Source organism: Mesonia sp. K7 (assembly GCF_003233725.1).
Classification (GTDB): Bacteria; Bacteroidota; Bacteroidia; order Flavobacteriales; family Flavobacteriaceae; genus Mesonia.
In genome coordinates this window covers 180353-194007 of the sequence record NZ_QKQV01000004.1, presented here as the reverse complement: position 1 = coordinate 194007, position 13655 = coordinate 180353, and the positions used below count along the sequence as shown (strand labels likewise).

The 13655-nt window shown below is 36.9% G+C and carries 8 protein-coding genes; all 8 read left to right on the top strand.

The genetic code is table 11. The features are described 5' to 3' along the window. On the top strand, nt 1–939 hold the full coding sequence (gene queG / locus DNG35_RS04765) for a tRNA epoxyqueuosine(34) reductase QueG (RefSeq protein WP_111126608.1): 939 nt from the start codon (nt 1–3) through the stop codon (nt 937–939). Between the two features lie 57 nt (nt 940–996). After that, nucleotides 997–3303 (top strand): NADP-dependent malic enzyme, encoded by a 2307-nt coding sequence (locus DNG35_RS04760; protein WP_111126607.1) that lies wholly within the window; start codon nt 997–999, stop codon nt 3301–3303. Nucleotides 3304–3390: 87 nt separating this feature from the next. Then, nucleotides 3391–3972, top strand: a complete 582-nt coding sequence (gene ruvA / locus DNG35_RS04755) for a Holliday junction branch migration protein RuvA (protein WP_111126606.1) — start codon at nt 3391–3393, stop codon at nt 3970–3972. Between the two features lie 4 nt (nt 3973–3976). Beyond that, nucleotides 3977–11239, top strand: coding sequence for a cell surface protein SprA (sprA, locus tag DNG35_RS04750; RefSeq protein ID WP_111126605.1), 7263 nt, complete (start codon nt 3977–3979; stop codon nt 11237–11239). Between the two features lie 19 nt (nt 11240–11258). Beyond that, a complete protein-coding gene (gene gcvH, locus DNG35_RS04745) occupies nt 11259–11639 on the top strand; it encodes a glycine cleavage system protein GcvH (RefSeq protein ID WP_111126604.1) in 381 nt (126 codons plus the stop codon). Continuing rightward, complete coding sequence (locus DNG35_RS12315) at nt 11605–12024, top strand: VanZ family protein (protein ID WP_111126603.1); 420 nt, start codon at nt 11605–11607, stop codon at nt 12022–12024. Before gcvH ends, DNG35_RS12315 begins: the two co-directional genes overlap by 35 nt. Nucleotides 12025–12073: 49 nt before the next feature. Then, nucleotides 12074–12793, top strand: a complete 720-nt coding sequence (locus DNG35_RS04735) for an energy transducer TonB (protein ID WP_111126602.1) — start codon at nt 12074–12076, stop codon at nt 12791–12793. A gap of 111 nt (nt 12794–12904) precedes the next feature. After that, entirely contained in the window at nt 12905–13624 is a 720-nt protein-coding gene (locus tag DNG35_RS04730; protein ID WP_111126601.1) for an energy transducer TonB, read from the top strand. Nucleotides 13625–13655 lie beyond the last annotated feature (31 nt).

Genomic DNA, 13655 nt, shown 5'->3' with positions numbered 1-13655 from the left:
ATGTTATTTACTTCTACCCAAGAAAAATATACCCACTTCATTAAGCAAGAAGCCAAAAACTTAGGTTTTATGTCTTGCGGCATCAGTAAAGCTAAATTTTTGGAAGAAGAAGCACCGCGACTAGAAAAATGGCTGAATGAAAATCGTCATGGTCAAATGACGTATATGGAAAATCATTTTGACAAACGCCTCGATCCCACCAAATTGGTAGAAGGTTCTAAAAGTGTGATTTCGCTTTTACTGAATTATTTCCCTGAAAAGAAACAAAACCCAACATCTTATAAAATATCAAAATACGCTTACGGGAAAGATTATCATTTTGTCATAAAGGAAAAACTAAAATCGCTTCTCACAAAAATGCAAGAAGAAATAGGCGAAATCCATGGGAGAGCGTTTGTCGATTCTGCTCCTGTGTTGGATAAAGCTTGGGCAGCGAAAAGTGGTTTAGGTTGGATGGGTAAACACTCTAATTTGTTGACTAAACAAGTAGGCTCATTTTATTTTATTGCCGAACTCATCGTAGATATAGAGCTCGATTATGACACACCGGTTACCGATCATTGCGGAAGTTGTACTGCTTGTATAGATGCTTGTCCCACCGATGCAATTTATGAACCTTATAAAGTCGATGGTAGCAAATGTATTTCCTATTTCACCATTGAGCTGAAAGACGAAATTCCCACTTCACAGCAAGGTCATTTTCAAGATTGGATGTTTGGTTGTGATATTTGCCAAGATGTTTGCCCTTGGAATCGGTTTTCACAGTCCCATCGCGAACCATTGTTTAATCCGCATCCAGAATTATTGAACTTTTCAAAAGAAGAATGGGAAGAAATCACCAAAGAAACCTTCAACGAAATTTTTAGAAAATCTGCTGTTAAAAGAACTAAATTCGAAGGGCTTAAAAGAAACATCGCTTTTTTAAAAAACGATATTTAGTCCATTAGAAAAGTCAAAAAGAGTTCACTACCTTTGTTAGTTCACAAAACCAATTTTATGCGTCAGGAAAGAAAACGAATTGAAGCTTTAATCTATCACGCCAAACCAAAACCTGGGAAAATTTCTGTGGTTCCCACCAAAAAATATGCGACACAAAGAGACTTAGCATTAGCTTATTCGCCAGGTGTTGCCGAACCTTGTTTAGAGATCGAAAAAGATCCAGAAAACGCTTATAAATATACGACCAAAGGTAACCTGGTAGCGGTAATTTCTAACGGAACTGCCGTTTTAGGGTTGGGTGACATTGGAGCAGAAGCTTCAAAACCTGTGATGGAAGGAAAAGGCTTACTTTTTAAAATCTTTGCCGACATAGATGTTTTTGATATTGAAGTTGGAACTAAAAATGTAGATGATTTTATACAAACCGTTAAAAATATTGCACCCACTTTTGGAGGAATAAATCTTGAAGACATCAAAGCTCCTGAGGCTTTTGAGATCGAAAGAAGATTGAAAGAAGAATTGGATATTCCAGTGATGCATGACGATCAACACGGTACGGCAATTATTTCCGCGGCAGCTTTATTGAACGCTGTAGAAATCGCTAAAAAGAAAATTGACAAAGTAAAAGTAGTCGTAAGTGGAGCAGGAGCAGCAGCTATTTCGTGTATGCGACTGTACAAGGCATTTGGGGTAAAACCCGAAAATATTGTGATGCTCGATAGCAAAGGTGTCATCAGAAAAGATGCCGAAAACCTGAGCGAAGAAAAATTAGAATTTGCTACAGCTAGAAACCTCAATACGCTAGAAGATGCCTTAAAAAAAGCAGATGTTTTCGTAGGATTATCTATCGGTAATATCATGACGCCTCAAATGCTGAAAAGCATGGCAAAAAACCCTATTGTCTTTGCGATGGCAAATCCAACGCCAGAAATCAATTACGATTTAGCAGTCGATACGCGTGACGATGTGATTATGGCAACAGGAAGAAGTGACCATCCTAATCAGGTAAATAATGTTCTTGGTTTTCCATTTATTTTTAGAGGTGCTCTCGATGTTCGAGCTACCAAAATTAACGAAGCCATGAAAATGGCAGCCGTAAAAGCTTTGGCAAAATTGGCAAAAGAACCGGTTCCTGAGCAAGTAAATATAGCTTACGGCGAAACCAAACTCAATTTTGGTCGTGATTATATCATTCCAAAACCATTTGATCCTAGGTTGATAGCTATGATTCCTCCAGCTGTTGCCAAAGCAGCGATGGAAAGTGGCGTGGCGAAAGAACCTATTGAAGATTGGCATCGCTACGAAGAAGAATTGTACGAAAGAATGGGTAGCGATAATAAGATTACCCGATTACTGCTCAATCGTGCAAAAACCAACCCTAAAAAAGTTGTTTTTGCAGAAGCAGACCATTTAGATGTTTTAAAAGCAGCGCAAATTGTTTACGACGAAGGTATCGGTGTTCCCGTATTATTGGGTAGAAAAGAGGTAATCTGTGAATTGATGAAAGAATTGGATTTTGAGCATAATGATGATCTTCTAATTATCGATCCTAAAAGTGATGAATCTATTGAGCAAAATAAAATTTACGCCAAAGTTTTTTGGGAATCGCGTAAGCGTAACGGAATCACTTTGTATGAAGCAGAAAAACTTATGCGAGAGCGAAACTATTATGCCGCAATGATGGTAAATAGTGGTGATGCAGATGCATTACTTTCGGGTTATTCGAGAGCTTATCCTACCGTTATCAAACCTATGTTAGAATTGATTGGGCCCGCCAAAAACGTAAAAAGAGTAGCGGCTACCAACCTTATGATCACTTCACGCGGACCAATTTTTATCAGTGATACATCGATTAATATCAACCCATCTTCAGAAGACTTGGCAAATATTGCCCAAATGACGGCAAAAACAGTAAAAATGTTTGGGATTGATCCTGTTATGGCGATGATTTCCTATTCTAACTTTGGCTCTTCTGCAAGCGAACACGCTGGTAAAGTGAGAAAAGCAGTGAAATATTTACATGAAAACTCACCTGAACTGATGGTTGATGGTGAAGTGCAGGTAGACTTTGCCTTGAATAGAAGAATGTTAGAAAGTAAGTTTCCATTTTCAAAACTTTCAGGAAGAAAAGTTAATACCTTAATTTTCCCTAATTTAGATTCAGCAAACTCTAACTATAAGCTTATTAAAGAGCTTAATGATACCGATTCTATCGGTCCGATTTTGATGGGACTTAACAAAGCTGCTCATATTTTGCAATTGGGTGCAAGTGTAGAAGAAATGGTAAATATGACCGCAGTTGCAGTGATTGATGCGCAAGAGAGAGCAAAAAGAAAACAAAATAAAATAGGAGAATTTGTATAATTGTGTGATTTAGTGTAAAACTAAAAGAATTCCGTTTTTGTATCTTAATAATTTTGCTACTTTTGGACTTTAACATTTTCTTAAGCAATGATAGAATATTTAAAAGGCAGGATCTCTGAAAAAAACCCTACAAACCTTACGGTTGAATGTAACGGTATTGCCTACTTTTTAAATATTTCCTTACATACTTTTTCGCTGTTGCCAAATACTGAAAACATCAAAATTTACACGTATTTGCAAGTAAGAGAAGATTCGCATACGCTTTATGGTTTTATGGAAAAATCGGAAAGAGAAGTTTTTTTAAGACTCATCTCTATTTCTGGTATTGGCTCTAACATTGCCAGAACCATGCTTTCCTCACTTACACCGCAAGAGATTATTTCTGCGATAAGTACAGAAAATGTGGCTACCATACAAAGTGTAAAAGGTATAGGAGCCAAAACAGCGCAACGCGTGATTATAGAATTGAAAGATAAATTAGTAGATATCGCTGGAATTGACCAAATTTCTTCTACAAAAGACAATACTCATAAAGAAGAAGCGTTATCTGCATTAGAAACCTTGGGCTATTCTAGAAAGCAAGCAGAAAAAGTGGTTTTACAAATTATCAAGGATGATGCTGATGCAAGTGTAGAAAAAATCATTAAAATTGCTTTGCAAAAACTTTAAAACTTTGAAAGGAAATTATACTAAAACCTTAGTAAGATTTATATTTTTACTACTTGCCACTCTTCAAGTAAGCGAAGTTTTTGGTCAAGAGGAAACTCCTCAAGATACTACTCAAACGGGTTATTCTACGGGTAGAATAAAAATGCCAGACCCCAATAGCATTGTTTACCAATATACATACGATCCTGTTTTAGATCGTTACGTTTACACAGGAAAAATAGGAGATGTAAATGTAACTTACCCGATGATTCTCACTCCAGAAGAATACCAGGAGCTTATTCTTGAAGAGCAAATGAAAGAATACTTTAAGCAAAAATCTGATGCTCTTGCTGGAAAAAGTGACGAAGCCAAAGATGACCAAAAAAACTTACTTCCGATATTTTACGTCAACAATAATTTCTTTCAATCGGTTTTTGGAAGTAACGAAATAGAAGTCATACCACAAGGTTCGGTAGAAGTAGACTTAGGAGTTTTATATACCAAAACGGATAATCCGTCACTTTCACCAAGAAACCGAAGTAATTTCACTTTTGATTTTAACCAACGTATTCGCTTGAGCTTATTGGGTATGGTTGGAACCAAATTGCAAGTAACTGCCAATTACGATACCGAATCTACGTTTGATTTTCAGAACCAAATCAAGTTAGAATATACACCAGACGAAGACGATATCGTTCAGAAAATTGAAGTTGGTAACGTGAGTATGCCGCTTAATAGTTCGCTCATGCAAGGAGCACAAAGTCTTTTTGGGGTAAAAGCACAATTGCAGTTTGGTAAAACGACCATTACAGGAGTTTTTTCAGAACAAAATTCAGAACGCCAAACAACCAATATTCAAGGTGGAGCGGCAGTCCAAGAATTTGAGAAGTTTATTTTGGATTACGACGAAAACCGTCACTTTTTCTTAGCCCATTATTTTAGAGATAATTACGACAGGGCTTTAGAAAATTACCCATTTATCAATAGCAACATTCAGATTACCAGAATTCAGGTTTGGGTGACCAACAGAACCAATTCTGCACAGGCATTGACTGATGCGAGAAATATTGTCGCCATTCAAGATTTAGGAGAAGCCGACCCAGAAAATGTGGGGGTTTTATTAGATGCCAATGGTAACCCAAGTAACAACCCCGCTTTCGCTGGATTTCTAAATTCGTCTTCAACAGCTTACCCAAATAACTCTAACAACGATTTCAACCCATTAGGAATAAATGGTCCACAACAATCTGTTTTAACCAATGCTATTCGTGATGTTGCGACTGTAGATCAAGGCTTTGGTTCTGTTTCCACGGAAGTGAGCGAAGGTATCGATTACGCCAAATTAGAAAACGCAAGGCAATTACAACCTTCAGAATATACCTTAAATACACAGTTGGGTTACATCTCGTTAAACCAGCGTATCAATAACGACGAAATTTTAGGGGTTGCTTTTCAATATACTGTAAACGGTCAGGTTTACCAAGTGGGTGAATTTGCCAACGACGGTGTGCAAGCGACACAAACGCAACCTACGCAAAACCCAAACCCCGATCCTCAAAACCAAGTTCTCATTACACAAAACTTAGTGGTGAAAATGCTGAAAAGCCCAATTACCAACGTAAATGAACCCGTTTGGGATGTGATGATGAAAAACATCTATAGTCTTGATGCTTATCAAATTGAACGTGAAGATTTTAGATTCAACATTTTATATACCGATCCGCAGCCATTAAATTATATTGAGCCAGCGCCAAACTCTTCTACGCCTTTACCAGCAGATGTAGAAGACCAAGCCTTGATCAGGGTTTTTGGCTTGGATAAATTAAACTTAAACAACGACCCTGTTCAAGGAGGAGATGGTTTCTTCGATTATGTGCCAGGTTTAACCATCGACCCTCAAAATGGGCGCGTGATTTTTACTAAAGTAGAGCCTTTCGGTGAATATTTATTTAACGAATTAGATATCACACCAAACGGTGGAATAGAAGATTACGACAACCCTACCACGTGGAACGATAACCAAGATTTTTACGTTTTTAGATCACTTTATACCACTACAAAAATCCAAGCGGAACAAGAAAATGCCGAAAAGAACAAATTTCAATTAAAAGGAAGTTATAAGTCTAGTGGGCAAGATGGTATACCTATCGGAGCTTTTAATGTACCACAAGGTTCGGTGACAGTAACAGCAGGTGGAAGAGTTTTGCAAGAAGGCGTTGACTATACGGTCGATTATAATATGGGAATGGTAAGAATTCTCGACGAGGCATTATTGGCTTCCGATACACCAATTCAGGTTTCTACCGAAAATAATGCACTGTTTGGGCAACAAACCAAACGTTTTACTGGAGTAGATATACAACATCAGTTCAGTGAAAACTTTATTGTGGGAGGTACTTATTTAAATCTTAATGAAAGGCCACTTACACAAAAGGCCAATTACGGTTATGAGCCAATCAACAACTCGATGTATGGCTTAAACTTTAACTTTTCTACTGAAGTTCCTTTTTTTACAAGATTGGTTAATAAGTTACCGAACATCGATACTGACGTCGAGTCTAATTTCTCATTAAGAGGTGAATTTGCATACCTACAACCAGGAACTCCAAGTGGTGATAATTTTAATGGTGAGGCCACCACTTACGTGGATGATTTTGAAGCATCACAAACCAACATATCGATGCTTTCGGCTCAAAGTTGGTTTTTATCGAGTGTGCCCATTGGTTTTGGTGGCGAAAGGGCCAATAATGATTTAGGAGTTGGTGATAGAAGAGCAAAATTAGGTTGGTACACTATCGACCCTATTTTTTATACCAACCAAAGACCATCAGGCATCAATGACGATAACTTGTCTACCTATGCAACCAGAAGGGTTTTTATTGAAGAAATTTTTCCAAACACCGATATTGTTCAAGGACAACCACAAGTTATTTTTACGTTAGATCTGGCTTACGACCCTAACGAAAGAGGACCTTACAATTATAGCCCTGCTGCAGCAGGAACGAACTCTTTGCCAGATCCTGAACAGAATTTTGGTGGGATTATGCGTGAAATTACCAATACCAATTTTGAGCAATACAACGTAGAATTTATTGAGTTTTGGGTGATGGATCCGTTTATATACGCTGAAAATTCAGATATAACTGAAGGTAAAATTACATTTAATTTGGGTAATATTTCTGAAGACGTTTTAAAAGACGGAAGAAAACAATACGAGAATGGTCTTCCTGCAGATGGTTCAACGCAAAACACCTTAGAAACCAATTTTGGTAAAGTGCCATCGACACAATCTTTGGTTTACGCTTTTGACACCGAAGGGCAAGAAAGAACCAATCAAGATATTGGTTACGATGGTTTAAGCGATGCAGAAGAAGCGGCAAAATTTCCTGCATTTGCAGGTTTAGCAGATCCCTCTAATGATAATTATGAATATTATTTAAACACAGAAGGAGATATCATCTCGCGTTATGCCAATTATAACGGAACAGATGGAAACTCTCCTTCTGAAGTTTCTCAGACCAATAGAGGAAGTAGTACTTTACCAACAGTAGAAGATGTGAATCGTGACAATACCATGAATACGATTGACAGTTACTTTGAGTACGAAGTACCCCTTTTCTCTAATATGAGTGTAGATAATAACACCAGTACAAGACCAGGAATTGATAACGATTATATTACTGATGTAAAAACACAAAATGTAACCTTACAAAATGGGCAACAAATGCCTGTACGTTGGGTTCAATTTAAAGTGCCACTAAGAACAGGGCCAGATTATGCTGTAAATGGTATCGCCGATTTACGTTCGGTGCGTTTTATGCGTATGTTTTTGTCTGATTTTAGTGATGATGTAGTGATCCGCTTAGGAACTTTAGATTTAGTGAGAGGCGATTATCGTAGATATAACCAAGCTTTAGTGCCAGATGGCTCAGACCCAAATACAACTTCGGGTACTGTTTTTGAAATGACAGCAGTAAGCGAAGAACAAACCTCTGATTATGTGACGCCACCAGGGGTTGTTCGTGAGGAAATGATTAATAACAATCAGAATATCCGTGAAGATGAACAATCTTTAGCATTGACGGTAAAAAATCTTGCTCCTCAAGATTCCCGTGCGGTTTACAAGAACTTTCAGGTAGATATGAGACAGTATAAAAACTTAGAGATGTTTTTACACGCAGAAAGTTTGCCTGTTCCAGAACCAACACTTTTAGACGGTGAGATGACCGCTTTTATTAGAATGGGTCTCGATTTCTCTGAAAACTTCTACCAAATAGAAATTCCGTTAACGGTAAGTGACAATACTTCTTCAGACCCGAGGTCAGTTTGGCCGGTAGAGAACGATTTAAAACTTCCGTTGGATTTATTACAGCAGGTAAAATCTATTGTTATCGGTAATTCAAACTATAATTCTGGTGATCTTAATTTTTTTACCGAAGATTTAACCCCAGCAACAGGAAACAATCCTGGCGAAATGCGAATTGGTATCAAGGGTAACCCGAGTTTTGGGAATGTGAGGATTTTGATGCTCGGTCTTAAAAATACAGGAACAACAAGTGCTTCTGGTCAAGTTTGGTTTAATGAATTAAGAATGTCTGATTTAAAAGACGAAGGCGGTTGGGCAGCAGTTTTAAATATGGATACCAATTTAGCAGACTTTGCAACGATTTCGGCAACGGGTAAAAGAAGTACAGTTGGTTTTGGTTCGATAGAACAAGGTCCAAACCAAAGAAGTAGAGAAGATGTCAAGCAGTATGACGTAGTGACCAGTGTAAATGCTGGGCAACTGCTCCCAAAAAAATGGGGGATAAAAATACCGGTGAGTTACAGCCGAGCAGAAGAATTGATTACACCACAATACGATCCAGAATATCTAGATTTAGAACTAGAAACCTTGCTCGATAATACCGAAGATGAAACGCGTAGAGACGAGTTGCGAGAGCGAGCAGAAGACTATACCAAAATACAAAGTGTAAGTGTGATTGGTTTACGAAAAGAAAGAACCAATACAGAGCGAAAGCCAATGCCTTACGATGTAGAAAATTTTACTTTTTCGGGAACCTATAACCAAACCGACCATCGGGATTTTGTGATTCAGGATGCGTTAGACCAAAACGTAAATGTAGGAGCTACTTATGATTATGCTTTCCCTAACACAAAAATAGAACCTTTTAAAAATATTGCAGCCTTAGATAGTAGTGCCTATTACAAACCGATCAAAGATTTTAATTTCAATTTATTACCAACCAACCTATCAGCGAGTTCTAATATTATTCGTCAGTACAACGAACAGCAATACCGTGAAATCAATTTACCACCAGGTTCGATTGGTTTGCCGGTTTTATATCAGCGAAATTATACTTTCGATTGGCAATATACCATCAATCATAAAATTACGGAATCGCTTCAGTTTAACTTCAACAGTACCAACAATAGAATTGTAAGGAATTATATCGACGACGAAAATGTCCAGGATAATTCTGTTGGTGTTTGGGATGGCTTTTTTGAAGTTGGCCAACCCAACATTCACTACCAGAACTTGCAGGTGAATTATGATATTCCGTTTAACAAAATACCTATTTTAGAATTTTTACGCGCCAATTATTCCTATACAGGAACTTTCCAATGGCAAAAAGGTTCGGAAATCAATAGAAGTTTGGAAGATATTCCGGATTTAGGAAATAGTATACAAAACTCAAATACACATCAGATTAACGGTACCTTAGAGATGAATACGCTCTATAAGTATTTAGGTTTAGAGAAAAAACGACCAGCACGAAATACTAATCAAAGTAGGCGAAGAGCCGATAATGAGCAATCAGGTAATCGATTGGGCTTTTCTAGAGATGCAAATAGTTTGGGAGCAACAGAAGGTCAAGTTGAGGAAGATAATGGAGATGGACTTTCTGGAGGAGATAAAGCTTTAAATACCGCTATTGGTTTTATTACTGCCGTAAAAAGACTTTCGGTAAATTATAACGAAACCAATGGTACTTACTTGCCAGGTTATACCAACGACGTAGGTTTTATAGGAACATTAAAACCAACAGCAGGCTTCACTTTTGGTAGCCAAGAAGATATCAGGCAAATATCTGCTCGTAATGGTTGGTTGACATCCTATCAACAGTTTAACGAGCAATATGTAGAAAACGAAACCAGAACTTTAGGCTTCCAAGCTAGTGTAGATTTATTATCAGATTTAACCATAGATTTGAATGCCAACAGAGATTATTCTGAAAATTATACAGAAAACTATCGAGTGAATCAAGACGATTTACAGTACCGATCGCTTACGCCAAATACTTTTGGTAATTTCAATATTACTACGATTATGATTAGTTCTGCGTTTGCGAGTAATTCGGTAGAGAGTTCAGCAACCTTTGAAACTTTTAGGGAAAACAGGCTTACAATTGCCAATCGTTTGGCAAGGCAAGCAGGCATCGATTTGTCTAACCCTAATAATATTGATCAAGAAACAGGCTACCCAATTGGTTTTGGAAAAAATAGCCAAGCAGTTTTATTACCCGCATTTTTATCGGCTTACACGGGGCAAGATGCAGAAGATGTTCAGTTAGGTTCTTTTAGGGACACGCCACTTCCAAACTGGAATTTAAAGTATACGGGCCTCATGCGTTTGGGTTGGTTTAAAGATAAATTTAGGAGATTTAGTTTGCAACACGGTTATACGGCAATATACACGGTGAACCAATTCCAAAGTAATCTAGATTACGACAGAAATAATCCTTACGGAAGTTTTAATGTAGACCAATCAGGAAACTATAAAAATGCTACTTTAATTTCGAACATCAACTTGATAGAACAATTTTCACCTTTAGTAAAAGTTGATTTTGAGTTGAAAAATTCCATAAAAATATTAACCGAAATTAGAAAAGATAGACAATTATCGCTTAGTTTTGACAATAATTTGCTGACTGAAATTCAGGGTAACGAATATATTGTTGGTTTGGGTTATCGTTTAAGCGATTTAAGAATAGGAACTCGTATTGGAGGACAACAAAGAGTCATAAGAAGTGACCTTAACTTTAAAGTAGATTTGGGTTACAGACATAACGAAACCATTATTCGTTATTTAGACTTAAATAACAGTCAGGTTACAGCAGGGCAAGATATCTGGACGATTAATTTCAAGGCAGATTATGCACTTTCTAAAAACCTAACAGCAATTTTTTATTACGATCATAGTTTTTCTGAGTATGCAATATCAACGGCTTTTCCTCAGACAACCATTAGATCGGGTATTACTTTAAGATACACATTCGGAAATTAATATATAAACTAAAATTAAAATGAATACGCCAGAAAATTTAAAATACACCAAAGACCACGAGTGGGTAAAAATTGAGGGTGATATCGCAACCATTGGGATTACAGATTTCGCTCAGAGCGAATTGGGAGATATCGTTTATGTAGAAGTAGAAACCGTTGACGAAACATTGGAGAGAGAAGAAGTTTTCGGAACAGTAGAAGCGGTAAAAACCGTCTCAGATTTGTTTTTGCCTTTATCGGGAGAAATCATTGAGTTCAACGAGACTTTAGAAGGAGAGCCAGAATTGGTCAATACTGATCCTTTTGGAGATGGTTGGATGATTAAAATGAAAATTTCTGATCAAGACCAAATAAATGATCTTTTAGATGCGGCAGCTTATAAAGAACTTATTGGCGCCTAAAACCATATTAGTTTTAGCGATAACCTATTCACTAGCGATAGTTGTACTGTCTTTAGTTAACCCAAACCAAATAGTTCTAAAGCTAGAATTTAATTATGCAGACAAGTTACTGCATTTGATTGCTTATTTTGGTTTGAATTTGTTGTGGCTAATTACTTTTTTAATCAATTCGAATAACAGGAAAAATATATTTAAATATTTTTTATTCATAAGTGCGGCATCAATTTTTTTTGGTATAGTTCTTGAGTTTTTACAATACGGACTAACCAATTATCGCACACTCGATGTTTATGATGCATTAGCAAATACCATTGGTGCACTACTTGCATTTGTGGTTATGTTTATGTTAAGAATAAAGATTCGAGAACTAATTTTAAGTAATTAGTTTAGTTTTTTATAAAAAATATTTACATTAGCAATCCTAAACTTTTATTATGGAAGTAAAGAAAAATCCTAAAAAAGATCTCAGAAGGTCAAGTGTTTTGTTCTTTCAGATTGGTATGATTTTGATGCTTTTCATCACCTGGAGAGCCATTGAATGGAAAACCGATGTTGAAGGAGAAGATATTGGCGTGGTAGATTATGATCAGCTTGACGAAGAAGAGCAAGTACAAGTTCAATTGAATACGCCTCCACCGCCTCCACCTCCACCACCACCACCAGCTCCGGAAGTAATCGAAGTGGTGGAAGATGATGTAGAAATAGAGGAAACAATTATAGAATCTACAGAGGTGACTAACGAAGTTCCTGAAGTGGTAGAAGTAGAAGAAATTGTAGAGGTAGAAGAAGAGATTCAAGATGTACCTTTTACTGCTATCGAAGATGTGCCTATTTTTCCTGGTTGTGAAAAGTTTAAAACGAACAATGAGCGTAAAAAATGTATGAGTGACAAGATTAGTAGTTTTGTGAACTCTAAGTTTAATACAGATCTAGGCTCAGAGTTAGGATTAACAGGAACAAATAGGGTTTATGTAAAGTTTAAGATTGATAACAAAGGTAATATTGTAGGTGTTCAGGCAAGAGCTCCGCACCCAAGACTTCAGAAAGAAGCAGAGCGTGTGGTGAAAATGTTGCCAAGCATGACTCCAGGTAAACAAAGAGGTAAGCCAGTTGGGGTGTTATACTCTTTACCGATTGTTTTCCAGGTACAATAAGTAACGATAACATTAAGTGTAAAGCCCTCTTTTTGAGGGCTTTTTTTATGTTTCAGGCTATTGTGGTATAAATATTGTTTTTAAGTTTTTATAAACTAAAATTTAAAGCTTATGAAACCACAAAAACCTACAAAACAAACCAGTGTAATCTATTTTCAAATAGGTTTGATAGTTGCTTTATTATTTTCAATTGTTGTGATTGAAACTAAAAGTGAAGCAGAAACGATTGCAATTGGTACCGCAAGTGCTCATGACATTTCAGAGGAACCTCCTTTTGTTTTTACGCCACCGAAACAAAAAGCTCCGAAAATTGTAGATACAAAAATCCCTAAAAAGAAAATTTCCAAAGCTTTACCAATAGAACCAACCGATCCTGAGGATGAATTTACTGAAATTTTTAACCCGCCAGCAGGTGAAGTGGTTGATACCATTGTAACGCCCCAAGTTTTTACTCCTACTATTGAGACTCCGATAGATGTTCCTATTTTTCAATTAGAAGAAGCTCCCGTTTTTCCGGGTTGTGAAAACATCAGTAATCAGGTAGAAAGAAAAATATGTTTTAGCGAAAGCATTTCAAAGTTTGTTTACTCAAAGTTTGATACCGATATCGCTTCAGACTTAAACTTAAAAGGCGAAAATAGAATTTACACTACCTTTAAGGTTGATTCTTCAGGAGAGGTGGTAGATATTAAAGTGAGCTCGCCACATCAAGCATTAGATGAAGAAGCCAAACGTGTTTTATACAAACTTCCTAAGATGAAACCTGGTAAACAAAACGGCAAACCCGTAAATGTTCTATATTCCTTGCCTATTATTTTTGAAGTGAGATAAATGCTTAAAATTTAGCCTTCTACTCGAAAGC

Excerpts from the sequence above, each read along its gene's own strand:
- DNG35_RS04735 (WP_111126602.1), top strand. The coding sequence starts at position 12,074 with ATGGAAGTAAAGAAAAATCCTAAAAAAGATCTCAGAAGGTCAAGTGTT.
- DNG35_RS12315 (WP_111126603.1), top strand. The coding sequence starts at position 11,605 with ATGCGGCAGCTTATAAAGAACTTATTGGCGCCTAAAACCATATTAGTT.
- DNG35_RS04730 (WP_111126601.1), top strand. The coding sequence starts at position 12,905 with ATGAAACCACAAAAACCTACAAAACAAACCAGTGTAATCTATTTTCAA.
- queG (WP_111126608.1), top strand. The coding sequence starts at position 1 with ATGTTATTTACTTCTACCCAAGAAAAATATACCCACTTCATTAAGCAA.
- gcvH (WP_111126604.1), top strand. The coding sequence starts at position 11,259 with ATGAATACGCCAGAAAATTTAAAATACACCAAAGACCACGAGTGGGTA.
- ruvA (WP_111126606.1), top strand. The coding sequence starts at position 3,391 with ATGATAGAATATTTAAAAGGCAGGATCTCTGAAAAAAACCCTACAAAC.
- DNG35_RS04760 (WP_111126607.1), top strand. The coding sequence starts at position 997 with ATGCGTCAGGAAAGAAAACGAATTGAAGCTTTAATCTATCACGCCAAA.